Consider the following 25,230-nt stretch of genomic DNA (forward strand, 5'->3'; position numbering starts at 1 on the left):
TTATTGAATTTATAAATGAACCTTCATTTTTTTCAATAACTTTTATAGAATAAGAAACGATTTTCCGTAACTATTCCTAACTTCTTAACTTCCACACTTCCAATATTCTACCATGTTTGAACCCTTGATGTAACTAGGATTAAGACTCCTAGAGGAAAACTGCATTTTATAAACAGAGTTCTTTACTTCTGTTATATTGAGAGAATATTCATAGTATTGCATTTTTAGTAGCTGTATGGTATATTATGGCTAAAGCTTAATAGTAAATTTTAGCCGAAAGGAGTGAAAGTTTTTTTATGCAAAAGTTATATGAGGTGATTTTAAAATAATTGCATATAGGTTCAAAAGGATTTTTTATGAGTACTTAGTATACTCTTTATTTGTTGTGCCTTTTGAACAACTTTGATTTAACCTTTCAGCCTTAATAGTTAGTATTAGAATTCACGGTACAGGTTAGCGTGTATTTTTTATGCCCAAATATTAGGTATACCACAGTAGGTTAATCTTGCTGTGGTATTTTTATATACTTTTTTATCCGATGGCTACCCGCTCTAATACTCCTATCTAAAGAGCAGGTAGCCATCGGATAACGATTTCTAAGCTTCAGTGTGAGTAAAAACCCCTCTGGAGCAAAGGATTCTGTTTATATAAATAACTTTAACAAATAAATTTAAGATAATGCTCATTCATTCAGAACTTCATATAACTTTATCTCAAACTCAAATTAAGCTTTAAAATTTAAGTAAGCTAAAATTTAGCTTACTACAGAAAAGGAGATTTTATGAGTTTAGAAAAGTTAGGATGGGACACATATTTTCAAAATAATTTTGAGCCCTATTTAAGTAATGGGTTCTTTGCTGCAAGAGTCATAGCGCAGCATAAAGGAAACTATATTGTTCGTTCAGAAAAAGGTGACTTTAATAGTAGACTAAGCGGAAAATTTATGTATAATGCAGATGTTAAAAAAGATTATCCTGCAGTTGGAGATTGGGTTGCAATTAAGATTATTAATGATACTGAAGCTATTATATATGCGATATTACCAAGAAAAAGTTACTTTGCTCGTAAACTTGCTATATCAGGCGGAAGAAAAATGAAAAACGGTATACTGATTGGAGGAAATATAGAAGAACAAATTATAGGCTCAAATATAGATATTGCATTTATTGTAAGTGGCCTTGATGATAATTTTAATATAGGTCGAATTGAAAGATATATTACCTTAGTTCTTAGTAGTAGAGCTACACCTGTTATACTGTTAAATAAATGTGATCTTTGCGATAACATACCTGATTATATAGAAAAAATAAATACTATTACAAAAGGGATAGCTGTACATCCCATAAGTGTTTTAAATAATATCAATATGAATATCTTTGATAAATATTTATGCTGTGGTAAGACCATAGTATTTCTTGGTTCTTCTGGTGTAGGCAAATCAACAATTGTTAATTATATTTTTGGTGATGAAATACAAAAAACAAATACTATAAGCAGTTCTAATGGTAAAGGCACACACACTACCACAAGTAGCCAGCTTTTACAGCATAGTTCAGGCTGCTCAGTTATTGATACTCCAGGTGTTAGGGAGCTGCAATTATGGGCTGATGAAGATATACTTTCAGAAAGCTTTCAAGATATCTACACCTTGGTAGATCAATGTAAATATAGAGATTGCAAACATGAGAAAGAAGTTGGTTGTGCAGTTAAAAAAGCTATTGAAGATGGAACATTAAGCATTGAAAGATTTAACAGCTACAAAAGTCAATTGAAAGAACTTAAAGCTCTAAAGGGCAGCAAAGAATCATATTATAATAACAGGACAAATAAATTTAATAAAAGAAATATGAAAAGAGGTTAAATTGAATGTTAAAATTAAAGTATTTGTTTGATAATAAAGACTTAGCTCATATGATACTCAAGAATTGGGAGTACGATTATAATGATCCTAATCTATTAGAATATTATAGGATATCTGCAAATGCAGTTTATTTGTGTAAGAATCAAGGTAATACTTTTTTTCTTAGATTTACACCTACCGAGGAAAAAGCCAAGGAAAAGATACTTGCTGAACTTGAATTCCTGAGTTATCTGAGAAGTAATGGCTATCCTGCAGTAGAAACTATACTATCTAAGTCCGGCAATGAACTTGAAGTAGTAGACACACCTTGGGGAACATTCTGTGCTGTTGCATTTAAAAAAGCATCTGGCAAACAAATATCAGAAATGCCTTTGACGAAGGATTTAATCTCTGGCTTAGGTAAAGCTTTAGGAAAATTGCATAAACTAAGCAGTGCTTTTAACCCAATAAGAGACAAACGAAGTGATTGGAAAGAGACGATGGATTGGATGGAAAATGTATTATTAACTTTTCCAGATGAAATTGCTACTAAAAATGAGCTATCTATACTTAAAGCTTATTTTTCAAAAATACCAACTACAAAAGAAAACTTTGGACTTATCCATTATGACTTTGAGCCTGATAACATATTTTATAATGAAATCACAAAAACCTATAATCCAATAGATTTTGATGATGTGATGTATCATTGGTATGCATTGGATATCGAGCAATCATTAGATAGTATAAGAAGAAATATGCCAGAAGAACAAGTAGAACCTTCGATAAATGAGTTTATTAAGGGTTACCGCTTAGAGTATGATATTTCTGATGAAATGCTTAAATTATTGCCTATTTTCAGAAGATATGCTAATTTATATGGATATGTCCGTATACTTCGCTCCATGGAAGAAAAATGGGACAACGAACCTGATTGGATGATTAATTTGAGAATTAAGCTAAAGAATTTATTAGATTGTAGAAAAGATAATTTTGCAATGCCTATTTAATTAATTATAGAAGGAGTGTTATAGGATTTTTTAGTTATTTTCCTATTACACTCCTTTGAGGTAATCCCCGAATATATTAACTTTTTAACATACCATAATTATATATTGAATTAAATTAAGTTTTACCTAAGTATATCATTGGAAATAACTATGAATATTTACTTGATATATTATCAATCAAATCCATAATTTCTGGACGTTTAAAGCTTGATGCAACTTGAATAAAGTTTACAATGCTATGTGATAGAAATTTATTCTTATGATATACAATAGAAAAGGAACGATTCCATGTACAATCTTCATTTTTTAAAACTACGATACTTCCATCCTTAATCTGTTCTTGGACTAATCTCACAGATAAAACCGCTAAGCAGCCTTGCTCAATCACAGCATTAATCATAGCTGTTGGGCAATTTGCTACCACACTTTCTTTAATTGTAATACCCCTTTTATTTATATAATCCTCAAACTGTTCTCTTGTTCCACTTCCTTTTTCTCTCATTGCAAATCGTTGATCATTCAGTGTTTCCACTGTAAAGTGGCGATTTTCAGCTAATGGATGATTCTTATTACACACCAATACTAAATAATCATCAACCACTGGAATGCTTACTAAATCCTGACTTTTAACAACACCTTCTACTAGGGCGATATCTATGTTAGCTTTTAACAGTTCTTCTTCAATTGCTTGTGTATTATTCACATAAGAATAGATTTCAACAGTATCATCAATGCGCTCAAATTCTTTAATAATATCGTTGATTAAGCAGCTTCCTATTGTAATTGTTGAACCAATGCGGAATGCTTGTACCTTTGATAACTCTAACATTTTACTTTCTAATTCATCAAATTGCTGTACAACCTGCTTTGAATAATAGAGTAATTTTTTTCCTTCCTCAGTAATAAACAGTTTCTTAGATAAACGTTCAAATAATAAAAAACCATAATGTTCTTCTAATTCCTTTATTATTTGGCTTACTGTTGGTTGTGATAAATAAAACTTTGCTGCTGCAATGCTCATTTTCCCGCTTTCTGCTACCTCAATAAATACACGTAAATGTTTAATAGTCATGTAATCTCACCCTTCTTCTGATATATACCATATCCGGTTTACATTTTCGACATATATTAACAAAAAAGTTCATCAGCTTTTCCTATGATACTAATAAGATATTACCACTTTCATAATATTAACTCAAATGCTATATTTAGAGTAAGGATATGTTAAATAAATGACAAAGGAAGTGATTTTGTGAAAATACTTATTGTTGGTGGTGTCGCTGCTGGTACAAAAGTAGCTGCTAAATTAAAAAGAGAAAATCGTGATTTAGAGATTACCATCTTAGCAAAAAGCAGTGATATTTCATACGCGGGCTGCGGTTTACCATACTATGTTGGAGATTTAATTCATGAACGTTCTGGTCTCATTGTGAACACACCAGAAAGTTTTTCTTCACTTACAGGTGTTAAGGTTTTAACGCAAATGGAAGTAACTAAAGTAAATCAAGTAGAAAAATCTGTGGATGCTTTAAATTTATCTACGAATGAGGCCTCTACATTTACATATGACAAATTAGTAATTGCTTCCGGTGCAAATCCAATCAAGCCAAGCCTTGATGGTGTGGATTTAAAAGGTGTTTACTTTATGAGAACTCCAGAAGATGCAATTTCATTAAGAGATTCTGTAGAAGCAGGAGAAATTAAACGAGCTATCGTTGTTGGTGGTGGCTTCATAGGACTTGAAGTTGCTGAAAATTTAGCATTACAAGGCGTTAAAGTATCTGTTCTTGATATGGCAGATCACGTACTTCCAGGTTTCGATCCTGAATTTTGTGAGTATGTAGAAAACCATCTTGCTGATCACGGTATTATGACTTTTACTAACACTCGCCTTGAAGGTATTCTTGGAGAAGAGAAAGTTGAAAAAGTTAAGACACAAAAACGTGCGATGAAATGTGATGCAGTAATTCTTGCAATGGGTATTCGTGCTAATACTGCTTTCTTAGAAGGCACATCAATTGAACTTATGCCTAATAAAACAATTAAGGTAGATGAATATTTACAAACAAATGATAAAGATATCTATGCAGTTGGTGACTGTGCTTGCGTAACAAATTCCATTACAAAAGTTCCTGCTTGGTCTCCTATGGGATCTTCTGCAAATATCGAAGGTCGTGTTGCAGCAAGAAATATTGTTGGTGGCAACTTAAAATATAATGGTGTATTAGGTACCGGTGTTTGTAAATTACCAGAATTAAATGTAGGCCGTACTGGTTTAACTGAACAACAAGCAAAAGATGCTGGTTTTGATGTTGCTTCTGTTGTAACTGTAGTAGACGATAAAGCACACTACTATCCAGGCGCATCATCATTTATCGTAAAAATGATTGCTGATAAAGAGACTAAGAAATTATTAGGTCTTCAAGTACTTGGTAAAGGTGCCGTTGATAAAATGGTTGATATCGCAGTAACAGCTATTACCACCAATGCTTCATTAGAAGATATTGAGAATATGGACTTAGCTTATGCTCCACCATTCTCTACAGCAATCCATCCATTCTCTCATACAGTAAATGTATTACTTAACAAAATCAGTGGAGCATTTTCAACAATTACTCCATTTGAATATAAAACTAACAAGCCAGAAGGTTATCAAGTAATTGATGCTTCAATTACTCCTTCTATTACTGGGGCTCCTTATATTGACCTTACAAAAGTGACAGGCCCTGTAGAAGGCTATGGCTTAGATGACAAATTACTCTTAGTTTGTGCCAAAGGTAAACGTGCGTATCTATTACAAAATCGTTTGAAACATTATGGTTACACAAATACTCTTGTACTTGAAGGTGGTTCTACTTTTTCTGAAGTGGAATTATAATACAAATTTTATATAAATGGAGGAATTAACTATGATAACTCAACTTAAAATAACTGCTGAAGATGAAAAAAGAGTTAAAGGAATGGGCTTTTTAAGGAACAGGGGGACTGATTGCTTCTCTGCCAGAATTATAACTGTAAATGGTAAAATAACTGCTGCTCAAAACATATGCTTATCAGAAGCAACAGATTTATATGGAAACGGTGTTGTAACTTTCACAACTCGTCTTACAGTTGAATGTCAAGGAATTCACTATGATAACATCGAAAAATTCCAAGAATACATTGCAAAAGAAGGCTTAGTAACTGGTGGTACTGGTTCTAAAGTTCGTCCAGTTGTAAGTTGTAAAGGTACTACTTGCCAATATGGTTTAATCGATACATTTGGTCTTTCAGAAGAAATTCATGAAAGATTCTACAACGGATATGCAAAGGTTAAATTACCACACAAATTTAAAATCGCAGTAGGTGGATGTCCAAATAACTGTGTAAAACCAGACTTAAATGACATCGGTATTATTGGCCAAAGAATCCCTAACTATGATGAAGATAGTTGTAATGGATGTAAAAAATGTAGTGTTGAAGAAGCATGTCCAATAAAAGTTGCTAAACTTGAAGATGGTATCTTAGAAATCAATAAAGATCTTTGCAACAACTGCGGACGTTGTATTGGTAAATGTCACTTCGACTGTATTGAAGATGGTACTACGGGATACAAAATCTACATTGGGGGTAGATGGGGTAAAAGTATTGCTCAGGGAGTTCCACTAAGCAAGGTATTTACAACAAAAGAAGAAGCATTAGGAGTAGTGGAAAAATTAATCTTACTTTACAGAGAACAAGGACAAACTGGAGAACGTTTATCTCAAACAATCGAACGTATTGGCTTTGAAGCAATTGAAAAAGAATTACTTTCAGATGATATTTGGGCACGTAAACAAGAGATTTTAGATTCAAAACTTCACTTAGTTGGCGGCGCTACTTGCTAATTCAAAGCATCTAGATCCATAGCACTAAGGCACGTGAAAATAAATAATAGACCAAAGATTCGAAGTATATTTGTCACGAGACAAGGAGTTAAAATCCTGTCATAGTNNATCTATTATTTATTTGATAGTGACTAAAATAAATCAACTGGTTATAATCTTAAAAACCACCTTAAAAGGGTTCTATCCAATGCATATGAAACCCTTTTAAGGTAGTAATAAAGTTTAGGCATCTTCAAAAAATAAATAAGTCAGAATGTTCGTCTGTTTTGTGTACCCGCTCTAATACTCCCTATTTATTTTCAGATGCCTTACTTGCTCACTTTATCCGATGACTACAAGCTCTAATACTCCATCGCACTCTGTGAAAGCGATTCACACAAAATCAGAAATTTTGGTTCTCTGCTTTTCTTCAAAGTGGGAGTAAAGAGTGGCTGCGACTCATGATAACGTTTTCTAAGCTTTAGTGGGAGTAAAAACCACCCATGAAGCAAAGAACTCCGTTTATTTATATCTTTATTTGTTTATTTTTTAACAAAACATAGTCAAATATGAGGAGATGAGCTAATGAACAAAAAATCCTATCTTGCCATTGTGGTTTGTGTTATCATTGCAATTATTGCTACGTATTTAGGGGGATTACAAAATGTTATAGGTGCACCGATGATTGGTCTATTCATCGGTATGTTAATTGTCAATTTTCTTCCAACCGTAGATAAAGATTTTAAAAAAGGAACTACTTTTGCAGGAAAAAAATGTTTGAACATTGGTATTATACTAGCTGGTGCTACACTAAACTTTACTCAAATTCTTGGGTATGGTGCAAAAGCACTTCCATTAATCATTTTTAATATCTGTCTTGCTTTTTCTGTTGCCTTTTTTGTTGGAAGGAAATTAAATCTTTCTAGTAATACATGTACCCTAGTTGGTGGAGGTACTTCCATCTGCGGTGGAACTGCTATTGCAACTCTTGCATCAATTATTAAGGCAAAAGAAACTGAAATTGCATATGCAATGACAGCAATCTTTTTATTTGATATTTTAGGAGCCTTAACTTATCCATACATTGCATGTGCTCTTAATTTAACTGCCAACCAATTTGGTTTCTTAGCTGGCACTGCAATCAATGATACTTCCAGTGTTGCTGCATCTGAAGCTACCTATAATGCTTTATGCGGAGTTGATCTTAACTTAGCAATTACCGTAAAATTAACTAGAACAACTATGCTTATAGCTCTTGCTGTAATTTTTACAGTACTTGCAATTCGTAAACAAGCAAAAGATAACACTACTGCTGCTACTGAACAAGCAAGCGTAGGTCAAACAGTATTAAAAGTATTTCCATGGTTTATCCTTGGATTCTTATTAATGGCTGTATTAAACACAGTTGGTTTATTTAGTCACATTAATGGATTATCTAAATTATTTAAAGTTGGTTACAAATTTTTTATTACAATCGCTCTTGCTGGTGTAGGTTTCAAAATCCAATTCAAAGACCTATTTACCAAAGGGGTTAAACCTATTATTCTTGGTGGATGTACTTGGTTAGCAGTTGCAGCTTCCTCCATGTTATTCATTCACTTATTTGCAGGATATGTAGGATAATATACTAGTTATTTAGGAGTGGGGCTGTCGCAGAATATGTTTTGCGAAAGCCCCGTTCTTTTTTTACAAGTATATCATTTAATGTATTTGTGGCAACTAATAAGACTAATAGTTTCTTTTGTCCTATCATAGAGTTATATATCGTAAAACTTATTCATTGTGAGCTGTTGATTTTTTTCTATTAGCAACTAAAACACCTACAAGTGGATGTAATTTATGCACTTCAACTGTAAAATCAAAGTTAGAGAAGCAATTTACTAACTCTTCAACACCCGATGGAAAATCTACTTCTGGTCCATATCCTACTATAGCAAATTCTTGTTCATAATCGTTAGGATTTTCAAAAAACATTAAATCGCAAATGATGATACTTTGTAAATTCTCTCCGCCTATATTAATCATTTTTTCTATTGCTTTTTGTTTATATATAGTAGTTAAATGATGTAGAGCATAATTGGAAATAATTTTTGTAATACATTTTTTCTGTAAATCTACATTCAAGTTAGGTTCTTCAAAGGTTCCTATATAAAGTTCAATATTATTTACTTTTTCACTCTGTATATTTTCCCTAGCTTGTCCAAGCATTCCATCACTAATATCTACACCAATTGCTAATTTTACTTTTGGAGATAGCTCAATTATTTGTTTACCAGTGCCGCATCCTAAATCAAGTAAGACATCATTAATATTAGGTTCAACTAATTCATTTATTAATTCTGCCGTCTTAGACCTCCAGTAATAGCTATCAGTAACATACTGGTTGCTTGCATCATCAAATCTTTGTTTTGCTCTTGTTTCCATATTTGTAATCTTGATAATATCTATAAGTTGCTGAACATCCAAAAAACTATTATTTTGTATTTGTCTTTCGGCTTTATTTAGGGCAGTAATAACTGTCTCAATATGCTTCTTCTTTTCATCTAATGCTTTTGTTTGAATACTGATTATACTTTCTACATTTTGACCTTCTTTATTTATAAGTTGTCTTATTTATTCAAGTGATAACCCAATAAATTTTAGTGTAGTAATCTGCTGTAACTTGATAAAATCTTTATCACAATAAATTCTATAACCTGCTTCCGTTTTCGAAGATGGGTGTAATAGTCCAATCTTATCATAATGAAGCAATGTTTTTACAGTTACCCCTGATTTCCTAGCGAACTCTCCAATTTTCAAGATTTAACCCCCCTCTCAAAGCTATTATAAATCCCAACCTTGGGTTAGAGTCAATACTGTAGCTTATGAAAGTTAATTAATGTATTCTTTACCACTATACAGGTGTAAAGAACTATTAGAATGCTTGCTGATTCTATCCACTTTTGGTTGTAGGCTATTTCTGAAACCTTCTTTATCATGTCTTTATCAATAATTACACCAAATTTCCATGATTGCTCATTCCCGCCTGAGGGAGATAGTCTTCCTGCTTCAAGAATATACTTAATTACCTCCATAGATATATCTTCACCTGTAAAGTCTCTAATGCTTGTTCTATTTCTTAATAAATCTAATAACATATTTAACATCCTTTCTTTTTTCTGAAATAAACAGAGTTCTTTGCTTCAGAGGGTGTTTTTACTCCAACTGAAGCTTACTAACAGAGTTCTTAGTATCAGTATTTTCGATACTTAGAACTCGTTGTCCTTTAGGAGAAATCGTTATCCAGGGTCGTAGCCACTCTTTACTCCCACTTTGAAGAAGATGGGAGTATTAGAGTGGGTAGTCATCGGATAAATATAATAGTATGATTCACGGTAAAATAAAAAAGTCGCAGATTTACTCTACGGCTTTCACACTAAATAAGTAAATATATAATTTTATCATTGATAATTAAAATAAATACTTACTTCTCTATATCATCATATCTAGAAATAATCTTACCTACTATTCCATATTCAACTGCTTCGTTAGAATTTAGCCAATAATTCCTATCTGTATCTTGTTCTATTTTTTCTAATGTTTGACATGTAGCATCGCTAATAATCGTATTAATTCTCTTACGAACTCTTATAATTTCTTTTGCTTCAATTCCTATATCTGTTGCAGGTCCGTTAAATCCACCTAATGGTTGATGTATCATATATCTAGTATTTGGTAAAGAGTATCTATTTTCCTTATCTGCTCCAAGATAAATTGTAATTCCTGCGCTTGCAACCCAACCAGTACCAATTACAATAACTCGTGGTTTTACAAATTTAATCATATCATGAATTGTATCACCAGCCTCAACATGACCACCTTGACTATTAATAAATATCTTTATAGGCTCATCTCCCATTTCTTGAAGAATTAAAAGTTGTGCTGTTACCTTTTCAGCTAAAGCTTGATTAATTTCTCCTGAAATTATTATAGACCTTGATTTCAATTGTTTTTCTATAACTAAACTTGAAGTTTCTTTTTCTTGATTTTTCTCTTCATTATTCATACTAACAATCTCCTCTCAATAAAATGTATTCTACAACATTATATCCATTTTTTAACATTGTAACATAAAACTATCGTATTATAAACACCTCAATCATATTAAAACTTATGATTTAAGAACTTTACACTCTCTATACTATATTTTACTTAATTATACAGTTTTATTAAAAACATCATTTATTTAGGAAACCCGACGCACATTCGCTCGCTGAGTAAGTTCTGCTAACTAAATCATCACTTATGGTACTATGGTTCACCTTTCCCTAAGTGAAAGAGCTTAGAATTGCCCATATACTACCTCTATGTTTACTCTACATAATTTTGGTATAATATCCAGCATTGCTATATATAAAAACGTATATCTTAGTAGCATATAGATTGAAATTATCTATTGTTATAATAAGTAATAATAATATGTCCTATACCAAAAAATACTGATGTTATCATCAATAATATTTTTTCTTGTATTATGCCACTTGATAAAAATATTATTGTTGTAATAATAGCAAGTAACATTGCTTTTTCGATTGATGACTTTTTAAAATATAAAGACCATACAAAACAATATAATATTGATAGCACACAAATTAAGAACATATATAAAACCTTCCCATTAGTAAACCAATAACCATAGTCTAATAATGGTATATTAAAAATCATTAAAGCTATTGACCCAAACTTTCCTATTTGCTCAATAAGTTCAACTACTTTATTATTATATTTACTTTCAAAATTTTTCTCTTTCATTGCAAATATAACATTAGGTATTATAATGATTAATCCATATGTATTTAACCAATCCATTTTTATAGCCCCTTAATTTATCTTGCACTAAAAAATAAACCTATATAATTTTTTCTATTTAAAAATATTAATCTCAATAATATAAATCGGGATTTAGCGAACTGTGTGTTATGTTCATAACAGGAAGTTATGGTTTTATTGCAAGTTGTAAATCTATTGTATCGTATATAGTAATAATGCCACCGTTATCATTAATTGCTTCTCTTATTTCATCAAAGAATTTCATTCTTGTCGTTTCTTCAATAGCAATGTGGTCTGAATAGGTGCCTAATAATGATGTATATTCATCGGCTGTAAAGGTTCTTGTTCTATGATAAAGCCTATAACTTATATCTATAAATCCATATTTGTAAGCTATGTTCGCTATATTTTTAGCATTTTCCTCACTATATTCATCTCCACCTAATGAACCAGGCATATACTTTGCATATATATTTTCAAATGCAATATGAATATTATTGCGTTTCTTGTCTTTATATGGGCGATTAGCAAATCGTGCAAAAACACCACCGCTTTTTAACATATCAAATACTTTGGTATATCCTATATCTTCAGGAATCCAGTGAAAGGCTGATGCTGAAAAGATGAGGTCAAATGAATTAGGAGGACACTCAAAATCTTGAAATGCCAAATTTTCAATATTAAATTTCTCATAATTTTTAAACTTATATTTTGAAAATTCCGCTAACTGGTCACCTAATTCAATTGCAGTTAAACTACAACCAGTTTCAAGTATTGGCAATGTTGCTTGTCCAGTTCCTATTCCAACCTCAAGCACATTGCTTGACGGAGTTATTTCTTTTACATCAAAAATATCATCATATAGCTCTTTAACATAAGCAGGACGCCACCTGTCGTATTCAGCGTAAACAGAGTTAAATGTGGTTTCTAAACCTTTAATCATTGACACTTTTTACCCCTCCCATTATATAAATAATCTCCTTAACAAATTCCTATTTGTCTATTACTCAGATTTGTTACTAATTTTATTTTAACATATTTTGAAAATATGTCATTACTTACAATACGGTATTTTCATTTATAAAAACATCCTTAGCTAAGTTATATCAATGGTTAAGGCTAAAAACTGCATTTACTTATGGTATAGTTCTCTGTATCATATTCTAAATTCTATTATATTTTATATAGAACTACTATTCCTTCCTCATTCATCTTGTTCATAGATGTCACCTAATCCATAATCTAATGAGTGGTTATCAACTATTTATCTTGCGTTTTTTCTCAATGCTCCTTCCAATATTCCTAACTTCTTAACTTCCACACTTCCGATATTCCACCCCATTTAAACCTTTGATATAACTAGAGTTAAGCATCCTAGAGCAAAACTATATTTTATAAATATATATTTAATTTTTAAAAATAATTAATTGCAGAGTAGAAAGCAGTCAAGAGTAACTACTAATAATTACTATAGTTTAATTTGAAATATGAAAAAGATATAAGTTAAAGGAAGCTCAGAAGGGCTTCCTTTATAATTTAGAAGATTTATAATTCTTGGGTGTTAAGAAGGAAACTTTCCCTAAGGTCTTTCACACAGGACAGGTCTTCTTTTAGTAAAGCGGATCTCCTTTTTATGGCAAAAGCTATACCATTATGATCCTTGTGACCTTTAGGGGTGGTTTGGATTATAGCTTTATATTCTTCAATGATTTCTTCTAGTTTTTCTATTCTTTTATCTAAACAATATATTACTTTTTCTTTTGGTAGCTTATCTAAAAATAGAAATGCAACATCGCCAGAAAAGTTGATTTCATCTACATTTTTTAAACTGCTTTCCATTAACTCTAAAAATAAGGTCTCACCTTTTTCTGTTATAGAAAAAACTTTTTTTGTGGGACGGTTTTCTGTTTGTTCTTCCTTCATTTGAATATATCCTTCTTCTTGAAGCTTGTTTAGTATAGCATAGGCAGTGGGTTTCTTTAAAGGAAGTATGCAACTCATATTATTTTCAATAAATTCGTTTATTTGATAACCGTGTTGACTTTGAAATTTTAATAATCCTAATAATAAAAGACGTCTATCACTCATAATTATATTTAATGAGGGATACTGTTATTGATAAGTATAAAACCTCATTAAAGTTCAACTCCTTTCCATATTGTCTAACTTTTTTACGTAAGGTGATTCTAAGACTTAGATGGAGTGAATATGAGTAAAAGCTTACTACATATGAGTCTTAGAAAAATTTATCCAAGGCATATCTATTGAGTAAATGATTTAATATTTATTATAGTCATACTTGACTATAATGTCAAAAGTGCTATAATGAAACTAGTCAAGAATGACTAGTTAATAATAATTGATATTATTTAAAAAGGAGATAATAATATGAGTAAAGAAAAATTAATGTTAAATATACGTGAAAATACAAAAGATCTACATGCTATGGCTGAATCTACTGGTTTTATTAAGAGATTATTTGCTGAAAAGGCATCAAAAGATAGTTATGCAGAATATCTATTTAACTTATGTTTTATTTATAAAACTATAGAAGAGGAGATGGACAAGAATAAAGATAATGAAGTAATAAAACCTTTTATTTATGAGAAATTAAAAAGAGGTAAGGCTATAGAAAAGGACTTAGAGTTACTTTTTGGTGAAAAGATGAAAGAAATAATTCCATTAAAATCTACTGAAGTTTTTGTTAATAGATTAAAAGAAGTGTCTAAAATGCAACCAGAGCTATTAGTAGCCCATGCTTATACAAGATATTTAGCGGACTTATTTGGAGGAAGACAAATGTTTTCTCTTATGGAAGACTACTATAAGATTGATAGAGAAGCCTTAAACTATCATGTTTTTGAAGGAATAAAAGACATAAAATCTTTTGTTGGGGTATACCACAATAAGCTTAATGAGATTGACTTACCGGAAGAACTTCAGGATAAATTTTTAAATGAGGTGAATTTAACTTATTTATTTAATGTAAATGTATCTGAGGAAATGGAGTTTAAGTTAAATAAATCAGAAAAGTAAAGATAACACTTAGACAGAAGAATTTATTAAATAGTTATTTTATGAATAAAACCTATGCAAGTTTTAAACCTGCATAGGTTTTGTATATTGCATGTGGGCTACTGGTATCACTCATCCCTGTTGAAGGGAGGTGATACATATGAGTAACCACGTTTTAATGTTACTATTTCAAGGTAGATTATTCTTGATAGCACTATTAACACTAATCAATACAATAAAAACCTTATTTATTTAGAATGTTCACATACATGTTTTACAACAAGTTCATATAATGTTTTAACAGGGGCTCCTGTTCCTCCCTTAGGTGTACAATCATTTCCATCATCTGTCCAAGCAGTTCCTGCAATATCTAGATGTAACCATGGCTTATCTTGCACAAACTCTTCTATAAACATACCAGCTGTAATTGTTCCAGCATTACGTCCGCCAATATTTTTAAGTTCTGCAAAGCTACCATTATATAATTTTTTAAAGCATTTATCATTTGGAAGTCTCCAGAATTTTTCTCCACTTCTCTTTGATGCTACTAATAACTCATCATAAAAAGCATCATCATTACTTATTACTCCTGTTACTTCAGTACCAAGTGCTACTAATACTGCTCCTGTAAGGGTTGCTACATCTACTAATTTTGCTACATTTTCTTTTTCAATAATATAAGTAATAGCATCAACTAATGTTAATCTACCCTCTGCATCTGTATTTAATACTTCTATAGTCTTACCTGCCATAGACCCAATAATATCTCCTGGTTTATAGCTTCCACCTGAAATAGCATTTTCACAAGCTGCTACTACTGCTATTACATTCTTTTGTACTTTATTCTTTGCTAATGCTTGCATTGTGCCAATAACAGCGGCTGCTCCACCCATGTCACTTTTCATAGTGTCCATAGATGTTGATGGTTTAAGAGAATATCCACCTGTATCAAAAGTAAGACCTTTACCTACAAGTCCAAATTTTTCATTACTCTTAGGATTACCCATATATCTCATAACTATTAGTCTTGGCTTATAAATAGATCCTTTTGCAACCTCTAAAAATGCCTTCATTCCTAATTCTTCTATTTTATTTTCATCAAATATTTCTACTTCAAAGCCACTTTCTTTTCCAACTAAGGCTGCACGTTCTGCTAAAGTTTCTGGATACAATATGTTAGCAGGTTCATTTACAAGGTCACGAGCTAAAATCACACCATCAATAACATTGGTAGCTTCTACTATTTTCTCTGCCATTTTTACGGTCTTTTCCTTTGGTGCACCTAATATAGTTACATGTGGATTATAGATTTCTTTCCCTTTATTATACTTACTGAATTTATAGCCTGCTAATTTCACACCTTCTACTATAGCTTTCGTAATACGGCCTGTACATAATCCTTTGACATTTATAAAGTAAATACCAAGGTTATCTACATTTAACTTTTCAGCTTGTTTCATAGCTTTAGCAATTGCATTTACAAAGTCCTCTCTTTCTACCTCTTCATATTTACCTAACCCTACAAAAATCTCATAATTTAAATCATTAGTAGTTCTATAAAATATTTGTTCACTTTTTCCTTCAAATGCTTTTTTTGCTTTCAATCTCTCTAAAATCTCATTATCTGTTTGTTGATCTTCATATACAAAAGTAACAGTACATTGTAAGCTATCAACACTTAAATCTTTTACTTGTATCATCTTATGATACCTCCTTTATTAATTAATAATTATTATTATCTAACATTATATCACACTTCGTAAAACTTATTAAAGGATTTTTTTCTAAATATATAGGTAAAATAAATCAGAAAAGTAAAGATAACATGACTTAGGCAGAAGAATTTATTAAATAATTATTTTATGAACAAAACCTATGCAAGTTTTAAACCTGCATAGATTTTGTATGTTGCATGTGGCTACTGGTATCACTCATCCCTGTTGAAGTGGAGTAACCACGTTTTAATGTTACTATTTCAAGGTAGATTATTCTTGATAGCACTATTAGGTGTTTTTTAAGTATATAGATTGATACGCTACATATAAATTCTATATAATCCAAAATAAATCATTCTTTAATTTTATCTTTACTATAATTATCATCAATATCACTTCTTATCTTAGTTGCTATATCAGAAACATTGTTTATTATACGGTTATAAGTACTTCTTAATTCAGTTAGGGAGGCTACCTTTCCACGATTTTTTTTCTTCCTATGCACCTCTATTTCCTGTGAAATTCTTTTATTCTCTGCTCTAAGTGTCCAAGCAATTAGTGTAGCTGTATCATGCTGTTTTTGATACTTAATTAAATTTCTTCCTGAAAACTTGATTCTATTATCTTTGACATTTATTTTTTCTAGTGTTTCTCCTAGGATATTAGCAGCATTCTCCAATGAGTCTTTAAATGTATTATCTAGTAATGTCATATATTTTTTTGTATCATTTCCATACTTACCAGAAGCAATCTCATCTTTAATTTTTTCGTATTCTATAGTATATTTTTCTATTAAATGGATCTTGTTACTATCTCCAAATGAAGATTCAATACGATTCAAAAACTCATACCCTATTAAGGCATTCTTTGATATAACTGAATCATTTGTATCATTATAAGCTTCACCATCATAATTTTTTTCTATATTCTTATTATTGTCTTTAGTTTTATATTCATTAACAGCTGAGTTTATTGGGTAGAAGATTGTTTCATTAATTTTAATTGAGCTCATAATAATTACCTCCAATTTATTGAATATACTTTATATATCGAAAAATAATTGAAATACTACATGGTATAATTTTCTATAAGAACCATTTTGAATTTGTTTATGCTAATTTTACAATCTTTTAACTTGCTCTAATAGTTTCCAACTTCCTTAATGAATTTAATTAAGAGTATAAATCTATAGAATTTTGCTGACGCTACCCAAGCTATATCCTAAAACCCATCTTTGATTTATTATTTATTTTCAGATGCCTAACACTCCAAAATGTTAATTATTCTATCCGCTTGATTTGCTAAATCTTTACTATGCGTAACCATCATTACAGTCTTTCTATACTGTTTGCTTAAATCCTTAATTAGATTAAATGCTATTTCAGCAGCCGTAGAATCTAAAGATCCAGTTGGCTCATCTGCAAGAATGATATCACCTGGCTTGAGTATTGTTCTTGCCAGTGCTACTCTTTGCTGTTCACCACCTGAGAGTGTATTAACCTTTTCATCTTTAAATTCTTCTAAATGAATCTTTTTTAATATTTCCTCTATTCTTGTATCCTTTTCCTTGGTAGTGATATTAAGGAAATTCATTGCCAGAAAAAGGTTCTGATAGATTGTCATATCATTGGTTAAAATCTTTTTTTTATATCAAGTTGTCTCCTTTTCATATCATTAATATTCTATTTTTTCAAAACACAGTAACTATTTAGCTAATCTAAAGACTCACTATTTTAACCAAGCTTGTCTCTGTAAGTGTATATCAGTTTATTATTTTTTCAAATATATTACTTTTTATTTGTTATTTGTTATCTATAATAAATAAAGGGGTCACAGAGATGCGTGTAAAATTAGGCCACTAAATTGATTTTATTTACATTTTATAATATCACAAAAGTAATAATGGAACTTATGTGACGGATAGGATATAAACTAGCTACAAAATTTTTATATGCAGTTCATGAAGAAATTTGGATACGACAGCAATTCGTGCAAAAAAACAGCCATAAAATAGTATTTTCTATTATGATTATATATAAATCAAGAATAGGGTTACTGATTTATGGCTGTTATAACGTTAAATGAAAACTGTGAAGCAACTTAACTTTAAATAATGCTTATTAGGCTCACTTATTCCCTTTCAACAGGAAACCAAAGTTCATATTTGAAATTGTCTTTGAGAAAATATTCATCTGGATATACCTCAATATCTGGGTAATTTTCATTGGCTCATCTATATCCAGATGATGGCAACCATTCATTCCAAAATCGCCCAACAAGACTTGGTATTATGTCTTATTTTATATTCGCTTCATAATGCTTTTCATTAAGTCTCACTACTTCAAGTTCTTTTTTATTCTCGCTCAATTTCAATGCTAAACTTTGAATTCCAAAGAATTCTGTGAAAGTATGACTCCCAATGATAAGATTTATCCCCTTAAACTTAGCATATTGAATCGTATACAAATTACATTCACCTGTAATGTATACATCACACTTATTTTCAACTGCTTCCTTAAGGCAAGTTGTTGGCCCTCCATTACCACAGACTAAGCCCACTCGCTTCACCTTTTTGTCATTAAATCGCCAAGATTTAACTGGTTCTTCAAGTAGATTTTCAATATTTTTTACCAATTCATTAAATTCAATTTCTTCATCATATTCTGCGATTCTACCAAAATATAATCCTTCCCATTCGTGGGTTCTTTTAACATTTTCTAAATTCAATTTTTTTAATAAACTATCATTTGTTCCAAAGTTACAGTCATCAAGTGGTAAGTGATTATAGTAGTGACTTATACCGTACTCTGCTAGTTTTTCTATGCATGCCTCTTTTAATCCATATATTTCATCCCATGCATCGTGGTGTGTCATCATCATATCAACTCCATGAATTCTTGCTTCCTCTACAGTTTCAAGCGTCAGGTTAACACAGTATCCTAATTTTTTAACTTTTTTATCTGCATGGTATGTAATCCCAGATTCACTAAAATAGATTTCCTTATTTGTTACATTAAAAAGTTCATTAATTCTTTCAACAATATGTGAAACATCCATATACTTACCTCCATAATTTACGTTAATTTATTAATTACATTTTATAAGTACAAACTTTCTTAGTATAATAATCAGTAGGTTTAATCCCTATTTATCTAGCTATATTTTTCAAAATATTTCCTATATAATTATAGCATAAGCCAATGATACTTTTAATATCATTGGCTTATTTTACATTTAATCTTTTATATAAATTGGAATTTGACTACTTCCGTGTTATTACCATAACTCAACAATGTATTAAAACTTCAAAATATACTATTCTATAATATATGCACTAACAATTTCACCATAGTAAGCTGTGTGAAAATCCTTGTTTGCTCCATGAAATGAGCTTTCTACGTCTTGTGGGTAAAATTTCATCTTATTCTCTTCTGTAATCTCATTCTTATTTTGTTTTTGTTTATATACAACTTTGCATTCAAGTGTTAGTGGAAGTTCTTTGATAGCTGGAACTGAAATTATATTAGGTGATTCAAGTGACAAGTTAAGTTCACTAATCTTATCAGTTACATGACCAGACTTTGTACCACAGATAGATAATATTTTTCTATTAAACTCACCAATTGGTATGTTTATAGTGAATTCAGGATTTTTTTCAAGTTGTTGTTTCGTGAAACGATTCTCTCTTACGAAAACTGTAAAAATCGGCTTTCCCCATTCAATCCCCAGAGTTCCCCATGAAATAGTCATAGAGTTAACTTTATCATCTGTTTTTGTTGTTAATAAAACACCTGTTTTAATAGCTTTCATAATCTCATTGGCATAATCGAATACTTGTATCTCTTTTTTCATAATATCATTCTCCTTGTAAACTTGATATATCTATGATAAATTAGTATATAATTAGTAGCAAGTATGCACTTTTTAGTTAGATACTATCAAAAAGGAGAGTAAAGATGGACAATGACGTAAATGTTAAACCATTTGCTTACGCAATGTCTTTGATTGACGGTAAATGGAAAATGCACATATTATTTTGGCTTTGGAAAAAGTAGGTTCTTAGATATGGTGAGTTAAAACGTTCACTTGGAACAATTGCTCATAAAATGCTTAGTACGCAATTGAAAGAATTAGAAGCAGATAATTTAATTATACGCAAAGAATATCCTCAAGTTCCTCCAAAGGTAGAATATTCTCTATCAGAAAAAGGATTAACAATTATGCCTGTTTTGCAATGTTTATGTGAATGGGGTAATAATCATATTGATGATTAATAGTGTTTTAGTGAAGAATATATAAATAATCTTCACTAAAAATCTTCCTATTTATCTATTATTCAACCACTGTGCCTTGGTGAGACAGGTAATAATTTCTGTTCTTACATCACCCATCAAAGGCCAAGGCTTCTCATGATTGGTACGGTGATACTTAAACCCACATTTCTCTTGAGCACGAACCGATTTCTCATTTCCCTCAAAGTACCCGCACCAAAGTGTATTAAGTCCAAGGTCTTCAAAACAATAGCGCATCAATTCTCTAATAGCCTCTGGTATAAGTCCTCTCCCCCAGTAAGGGACACCAATCCAATATGCGATTTCTCCTTCATCTGGTCCGATGCCGAAATCGCTTGCTTCTCCTATTAAAAGTCCTATACATCCAACAGGTTCTTCTTGTCCTTTCAGAACAATTGCATAGATCCCTTCGTTAGAAAACACGTCCCTGATGGTTTCTCGGCTATTCTCAATGCTGGTATGAACCGGCCACCCAGCTATTGGACCAACTTTAGGATCGCTGGCATACTTATATAGAGCAGGTGCATCTTCAATTCTCCATGGTCTCAATAGGAGACGTTCTGTTTCTAATTCCATTTTAATTTTCATTTTAATCCTCCTAGAAATTCTTATTTTTCAAATTTCCACTACACGATACTTCAAGATTGCAGAATATATTTTCCCATTAAAATCACAAACAATTAATCTTAGTATTTAGCAGTGTTTTTAAAGTTATTTAAGATTATGCTTTTATTTTATAATTTTAAATACTATAATCATATCCTTAAGAATAGCTATAATTGTTTTTTCCTATCTAAAAAAGAGATTCTACCGAAATGGTAAAATCTCTTTAAATTTATTTATTTACTATTTTTCTTACTGAATCATATGATAAACAATAAGCATTAGCAATATTGCTTATTGTTGCTCCATTTTTATATTGATTGATTATATCTCTATTACGTTTCTTGTAATATTCTCTTGAACCACTACATTCCCCCCATTTTTGCCTCTCACCTGATGCGGGAATATATAATAGTTCTCCATCTACATAATTCAAAATTTCCTTCAATAATTTCTTTGGAAGTACATCTGCTGCATTAATATATTTCATATTCATACTCCTTTACTTAATTAATTAAATAAAGTACAGAATCAGCAGCTAATGCAACTTTTTATCCCACACAGTTTGTTGCATTTCTACTATTCTGCATGGGTATAAACACTACTAAAATTATTTCCAGACTTCAGATTTATAAGCATACCTACCACCTCCAAAATTTCTGAATTAATAAGTATGAGTATATCATAGCTTGTATCCATGTCAATGTCTAATATTTCAAGTACTTCTTTTAATTTTGGTTCTCCATAGGTACGGTTCACCGTAACGGGTATAACGTAGACTTTTTTATTTGTAGTTTTCCTTATATTATTTCAGAAGTAAATAGATGTTATTTACTTATCATATGCTTTTTCCATACAAATTAGCATACTCTCACTGCTTTATTTTCTATTTCCTTCACTATCAAAAATATTCTTTAAGTGTTTTTCCGAAATATAAACTCCTATTAGTATAACTGGTATTACACCAAGAGAAACTCCTATTAGTATAATTAATGCTTGATTATAGAATATCATGCTGCACACTGTGGATATTATAGCATATGCCAATCCGCAGATGATTAATACCCTTCCACCATAAGTATTGCCTTCTTTCCACGTGTCAGCATTTTTCTTTGAAAGTTTAGTTCTATATCCAACATAGTCATTTATACCTCCATTAGCTGCACTTTTACATAAATATCCTCCTCCAATAAGGATTACTGACAAAAATATTGAAAATACAATACTAAATATACCCACGTATATTACCCCAACCAATTAAAATTAATTTACTTAACTCATTTTTACTATAAATTGCAGGTACAATAGCCATTAAAATGTATGCTATTGGTGATAAAGCTACAGATACAGCAAAAGACATGTGATTCAATAAAAACTTATCACAAACTCTCATAAGAATTTTCTGTTACATTTGGCAACAGTGTGTATAAATTGCAACCACACAGTTTATCAAAATACTTTTTCAACTCTAAAAATGATTTCCATTTATCAATAGTGAAATCTGGTAAGCCATGCCTTAATGCCACATCAATTAATCTTTTCTCCATTATACAAGCACCATTTGGCAATGATATTGCATCACATAATTGTATTAATCGGTCATAATCATCATATACAGTATTCTTTATAAAGCGTGACAAGAAAATCTTTTGTTCTTCTGTACAATCAAATTCTCCAAAAAAAGTATTTACATCTTGTATTGGATATGAATGTGTTAAACATATTTTAGCAATCTCTTTTTGATTTAAACTCATCATATAATCATACCCATCAATTGTATGCATAATTGATTTTATACCTTCTCTACGACCTATATCATGTAATAATCCCATAACATAAGCCTGATTGCTATCTAATATGTCAATTTTATCTGCAATCAATTTAGCATTCAATCCAACAGACATGCTATGGTTTATCCACGGTCCCGGATTTCGTTGTGCAGCTGTTGATAGTTCTATTTCTGCTTCTTTTGGACTTAACATAATAACATATATCCCCCTTCACAAACTAACTTTTTAATATATTAAATTTTCATTTCTCCGCAAGTTCAAGGTTATCTACCTATTTAACTGTATTATAAATTACTATTTACCTTATACTTAAAAGTTTGATTATCATTTATCCGATGACTACCCGATCTAATACCCCATCTTCTTCAAAGTGGGCGTAAAAACCCCCTCCGAAGAAGAACTCTGTTTATTTGAGTTCTTTAAATTATAACATATTTTGGAATACCTCACTGCTAAACTTATTATATTTTATTACTTATTATGCGATATTTTTACGTATAAAAATAGCCTTAGGCAAGTTATATCAACACCTAAGACTATTTTTTGCATTTGTTTAGGAAACTCGACCTACATTCGTTCGCTGAGTAAGTTCTCCGTATCATACTCTAAATTCTATTAGAGTTTACATAGAATTAACTACTAATACGCATATGACCTAATCTTTACTCCTTACAATTTGCTTAAATTTAAAATCATTAAATAGTTTTGAAATTATGTATAACTACTTAACCACCCAGGGTAAGTGTAGACTCAACAAGTAATATTTCTAAATATAGGATACTATACTTACTAAACAGTAAGACTGAGTTACATATTGTAAGATTACCGTTATGGCTTTAAAGAAGTCAGTATAATAATATAAGTACATAGAAAGCAATAAATTAAGGGAGAGAATATTAATGAAAAAAATAAACAAATGGATTTTAGGTGGGGTTATTGCCGTTGGAATTTTTGCATTAGCATCACAAGGATTACAGTATGTTTTAAAAGGACCTAAAAAGCCTTTTAATGCAATTTTAGTTAGTGGGAAAAGTGAAGATGTTAAGGAAGCAAAGGAAATTTATAAGGATAATACTAACTATACAAAGGATTATACATATAAGATAGTAACTGAGGATAAAACTGTTGTTGAGGAGGGAAAGGAGGTTAAGGACACTCAAACTTATATAGTAATAACTAAAGATACAGTAAAAGCTATGATAAAGGACCAAATATTTCGTGAGAAGATTGATGAAACGTCAAATTTAGATACACAGTTGCTTAAAGAGATGCCTAATATTGATGGAAATGAAATCTTGATGTTAGGGAGTGATTACTATAAAGATATATCAAAATTAAACATTCAAGGAGTAGAGTTGTCTATGAAATATGGTAATTATTCATGGATGGGATACCTTCCACCAGAAGGAACAATAATTATAACTGATGATAAAATCTACGATGCTTTAAAAGGTTCTGAGCTTGACATGACTCTTATAAGATTTAAAAAAGGGACTCTTGATTTAAGAGAGACATCTGATATGGCAAAGGTTAGAAATACACTATCCGGTGTGGCAGATAACATAGAGATAAATTATTCAATTATAGAGGATTAGGAGAGAAAAACATGGAAATCTTAAGAGTAGAAAATTTAACAAAGACTTATGGGGAAGGAGATAATAAAGTTGAAGCATTAAAGGATATAAACCTTTGTATAAATAAGGGGGAATTCGTTGCTATTATAGGGGCATCAGGGTCAGGAAAGAGTACTCTGCTACATCTTTTAGGAGGATTGGATAGAGCTACTTCAGGTAAGGTTATAATTGAGGAAAAGAACATTTATGATTATAAGGATGCGGAGTTATCCATATTCAGAAGAAGAAAGGTAGGCTTTATATTTCAATTTTTTAATCTGATTCCAGTTCTTGATGTGGAAGAAAATATTGAGCTACCGGTTATATTAGATAATGAAAAGGTAGATAAAGACTATTTAGATGAAATTATAACAATACTTAATCTGCAGAATAGAAGAACACATCTTCCATCAGAATTGTCAGGAGGACAGCAGCAGAGGGTATCAATAGGACGTGCTCTTATTAATAAGCCAAGTATTATACTGGCAGATGAACCTACAGGAAATCTGGATTCAAAAAATACCAGGGAGGTTATTGAGCTGCTCAAGCTTACCGCTCGTAAGTTTAATCAGACTCTTATACTAATAACTCATGATTCCAATATTGCTTCTATGGCTGACCGTGTAATTACCATAGAGGATGGGCGGATAATAGAAGATAGTTATTTCAATAATCAGGAGAAGTAAGGAGGGAGTATT

26 protein-coding genes and 1 pseudogene are annotated in these 25,230 nt (G+C 31.0%); 9 read left to right on the forward strand and 18 right to left on the reverse strand.

All coding sequences use genetic code 11. The annotated features are described in order from the left end of the window. Positions 1-781: 781 nt before the first annotated feature. Together rsgA and B3W71_RS15700 are read left to right on the forward strand one after the other, a co-directional pair. Positions 782-1,861, forward strand: coding sequence for a ribosome small subunit-dependent GTPase A (gene rsgA / locus B3W71_RS15695; protein ID WP_346889886.1), 1,080 nt, complete (start codon positions 782-784; stop codon positions 1,859-1,861). A 5-nt stretch (positions 1,862-1,866) separates the two neighbouring features. Then, positions 1,867-2,850 (forward strand): phosphotransferase enzyme family protein, encoded by a 984-nt coding sequence (locus B3W71_RS15700; protein ID WP_346889887.1) that lies wholly within the window; start codon positions 1,867-1,869, stop codon positions 2,848-2,850. 148 nt (positions 2,851-2,998) lie between these two features. Here B3W71_RS15700 and B3W71_RS15705 read toward each other — a convergent pair whose 3' ends face one another. Continuing rightward, positions 2,999-3,922 carry a LysR family transcriptional regulator gene (locus B3W71_RS15705; protein ID WP_346889888.1) on the reverse strand — a complete coding sequence of 308 codons (924 nt, stop codon included), beginning with the start codon at positions 3,920-3,922 and terminating at the stop codon, positions 2,999-3,001. A 180-nt stretch (positions 3,923-4,102) separates the two neighbouring features. On the opposite strand from B3W71_RS15705, the gene B3W71_RS15710 reads away from it, so the two are divergent. The 3 genes from B3W71_RS15710 to B3W71_RS15720 all read left to right on the forward strand — a co-directional run bounded on the left by B3W71_RS15710 (position 4,103) and on the right by B3W71_RS15720 (position 8,318). Further along, positions 4,103-5,728, forward strand: a complete 1,626-nt coding sequence (locus B3W71_RS15710; protein ID WP_346889889.1) for an FAD-dependent oxidoreductase — start codon at positions 4,103-4,105, stop codon at positions 5,726-5,728. A 31-nt stretch (positions 5,729-5,759) separates the two neighbouring features. Further along, positions 5,760-6,716, forward strand: coding sequence for a (4Fe-4S)-binding protein (locus B3W71_RS15715; RefSeq protein ID WP_414632041.1), 957 nt, complete (start codon positions 5,760-5,762; stop codon positions 6,714-6,716). A 564-nt stretch (positions 6,717-7,280) separates the two neighbouring features. Continuing rightward, positions 7,281-8,318 (forward strand): YeiH family protein, encoded by a 1,038-nt coding sequence (locus B3W71_RS15720; protein WP_346889890.1) that lies wholly within the window; start codon positions 7,281-7,283, stop codon positions 8,316-8,318. 150 nt (positions 8,319-8,468) lie between these two features. Here the strand turns inward: B3W71_RS15720 and B3W71_RS15725 are convergent, their stop codons facing one another. The 7 genes from B3W71_RS15725 to B3W71_RS15755 form a co-directional block, all read right to left on the reverse strand. Next, positions 8,469-9,119: a class I SAM-dependent methyltransferase gene (locus B3W71_RS15725; protein WP_346889891.1), complete on the reverse strand. Its 651-nt coding sequence runs from the start codon at positions 9,117-9,119 to the stop codon at positions 8,469-8,471. 189 nt (positions 9,120-9,308) lie between these two features. Then, entirely contained in the window at positions 9,309-9,494 is a 186-nt protein-coding gene (locus tag B3W71_RS15730; protein WP_346889892.1) for a MerR family transcriptional regulator, read from the reverse strand. Positions 9,495-9,544: 50 nt separating this feature from the next. Beyond that, positions 9,545-9,832 carry a nitroreductase family protein gene (locus tag B3W71_RS15735; protein ID WP_346889893.1) on the reverse strand — a complete coding sequence of 96 codons (288 nt, stop codon included), beginning with the start codon at positions 9,830-9,832 and terminating at the stop codon, positions 9,545-9,547. A gap of 326 nt (positions 9,833-10,158) precedes the next feature. Further along, positions 10,159-10,740 carry an ATP-dependent Clp protease proteolytic subunit gene (locus tag B3W71_RS15740; RefSeq protein ID WP_346889894.1) on the reverse strand — a complete coding sequence of 194 codons (582 nt, stop codon included), beginning with the start codon at positions 10,738-10,740 and terminating at the stop codon, positions 10,159-10,161. Positions 10,741-11,123: 383 nt separating this feature from the next. Then, the gene (locus tag B3W71_RS15745) at positions 11,124-11,543 is read right to left on the reverse strand and encodes a hypothetical protein (RefSeq protein WP_346889895.1); all 420 of its coding nucleotides are present in this window, start codon (positions 11,541-11,543) and stop codon (positions 11,124-11,126) included. Between the two features lie 127 nt (positions 11,544-11,670). Next, positions 11,671-12,447, reverse strand: coding sequence for a class I SAM-dependent methyltransferase (locus tag B3W71_RS15750; protein WP_346889949.1), 777 nt, complete (start codon positions 12,445-12,447; stop codon positions 11,671-11,673). 602 nt (positions 12,448-13,049) lie between these two features. Then, on the reverse strand, positions 13,050-13,592 hold the full coding sequence (locus tag B3W71_RS15755; protein ID WP_346889896.1) for a PadR family transcriptional regulator: 543 nt from the start codon (positions 13,590-13,592) through the stop codon (positions 13,050-13,052). A gap of 300 nt (positions 13,593-13,892) precedes the next feature. Between B3W71_RS15755 and B3W71_RS15760 the strand changes: the two genes are divergently transcribed. Beyond that, entirely contained in the window at positions 13,893-14,540 is a 648-nt protein-coding gene (locus B3W71_RS15760) for a biliverdin-producing heme oxygenase (protein WP_346889897.1), read from the forward strand. A 227-nt stretch (positions 14,541-14,767) separates the two neighbouring features. On the opposite strand, the gene B3W71_RS15765 is transcribed toward B3W71_RS15760, so the two are convergent. The 5 genes from B3W71_RS15765 to B3W71_RS15785 all read right to left on the reverse strand — a co-directional run bounded on the left by B3W71_RS15765 (position 14,768) and on the right by B3W71_RS15785 (position 20,086). Further along, on the reverse strand, positions 14,768-16,219 hold the full coding sequence (locus tag B3W71_RS15765) for a leucyl aminopeptidase (RefSeq protein ID WP_346889898.1): 1,452 nt from the start codon (positions 16,217-16,219) through the stop codon (positions 14,768-14,770). A gap of 367 nt (positions 16,220-16,586) precedes the next feature. Further along, entirely contained in the window at positions 16,587-17,246 is a 660-nt protein-coding gene (locus tag B3W71_RS15770) for a hypothetical protein (RefSeq protein ID WP_346889899.1), read from the reverse strand. A 248-nt stretch (positions 17,247-17,494) separates the two neighbouring features. Further along, positions 17,495-17,857, reverse strand: a complete 363-nt coding sequence (locus tag B3W71_RS15775) for an ATP-binding cassette domain-containing protein (RefSeq protein WP_414632042.1) — start codon at positions 17,855-17,857, stop codon at positions 17,495-17,497. Between the two features lie 672 nt (positions 17,858-18,529). Further along, entirely contained in the window at positions 18,530-19,291 is a 762-nt protein-coding gene (locus B3W71_RS15780; protein WP_346889900.1) for a Nif3-like dinuclear metal center hexameric protein, read from the reverse strand. Between the two features lie 258 nt (positions 19,292-19,549). Then, positions 19,550-20,086 carry a flavin reductase family protein gene (locus B3W71_RS15785; RefSeq protein ID WP_346889901.1) on the reverse strand — a complete coding sequence of 179 codons (537 nt, stop codon included), beginning with the start codon at positions 20,084-20,086 and terminating at the stop codon, positions 19,550-19,552. 104 nt (positions 20,087-20,190) lie between these two features. On the opposite strand from B3W71_RS15785, the pseudogene B3W71_RS15790 reads away from it, so the two are divergent. Beyond that, a pseudogene (locus tag B3W71_RS15790) lies at positions 20,191-20,508 on the forward strand (winged helix-turn-helix transcriptional regulator). Positions 20,509-20,559: 51 nt separating this feature from the next. On the opposite strand, the gene B3W71_RS15795 reads toward B3W71_RS15790, so the two are convergent. From B3W71_RS15795 to B3W71_RS15815, 5 genes are all read right to left on the reverse strand, one after another. Further along, on the reverse strand, positions 20,560-21,114 hold the full coding sequence (locus B3W71_RS15795; protein WP_346889902.1) for a GNAT family N-acetyltransferase: 555 nt from the start codon (positions 21,112-21,114) through the stop codon (positions 20,560-20,562). Between the two features lie 247 nt (positions 21,115-21,361). Beyond that, on the reverse strand, positions 21,362-21,619 hold the full coding sequence (locus tag B3W71_RS15800) for a CD3324 family protein (protein ID WP_346889903.1): 258 nt from the start codon (positions 21,617-21,619) through the stop codon (positions 21,362-21,364). 389 nt (positions 21,620-22,008) lie between these two features. After that, positions 22,009-22,368, reverse strand: coding sequence for an SdpI family protein (locus tag B3W71_RS15805; RefSeq protein ID WP_346889904.1), 360 nt, complete (start codon positions 22,366-22,368; stop codon positions 22,009-22,011). Next, positions 22,355-22,522, reverse strand: coding sequence for a hypothetical protein (locus B3W71_RS15810; protein WP_346889905.1), 168 nt, complete (start codon positions 22,520-22,522; stop codon positions 22,355-22,357). The genes B3W71_RS15805 and B3W71_RS15810 overlap by 14 nt, the downstream gene beginning before the upstream one ends. Continuing rightward, a complete protein-coding gene (locus B3W71_RS15815; protein ID WP_346889906.1) occupies positions 22,509-23,111 on the reverse strand; it encodes an HD domain-containing protein in 603 nt (200 codons plus the stop codon). The genes B3W71_RS15810 and B3W71_RS15815 overlap by 14 nt, the downstream gene beginning before the upstream one ends. A 707-nt stretch (positions 23,112-23,818) precedes the next feature. Between B3W71_RS15815 and B3W71_RS15820 the strand changes: the two genes are divergently transcribed. Both B3W71_RS15820 and B3W71_RS15825 read left to right on the forward strand, forming a co-directional pair. Beyond that, positions 23,819-24,514: a lipoprotein BA_5634 family protein gene (locus tag B3W71_RS15820; RefSeq protein ID WP_346889907.1), complete on the forward strand. Its 696-nt coding sequence runs from the start codon at positions 23,819-23,821 to the stop codon at positions 24,512-24,514. Between the two features lie 11 nt (positions 24,515-24,525). Continuing rightward, positions 24,526-25,218, forward strand: a complete 693-nt coding sequence (locus B3W71_RS15825) for an ABC transporter ATP-binding protein (RefSeq protein ID WP_346889908.1) — start codon at positions 24,526-24,528, stop codon at positions 25,216-25,218. Positions 25,219-25,230: the final 12 nt, after the last annotated feature.

The organism is Clostridium sp. UBA1056 (assembly GCA_002316385.1).
In the GTDB taxonomy this organism is placed as follows: Bacteria; Bacillota; Clostridia; order Clostridiales; family Clostridiaceae; genus Clostridium_J.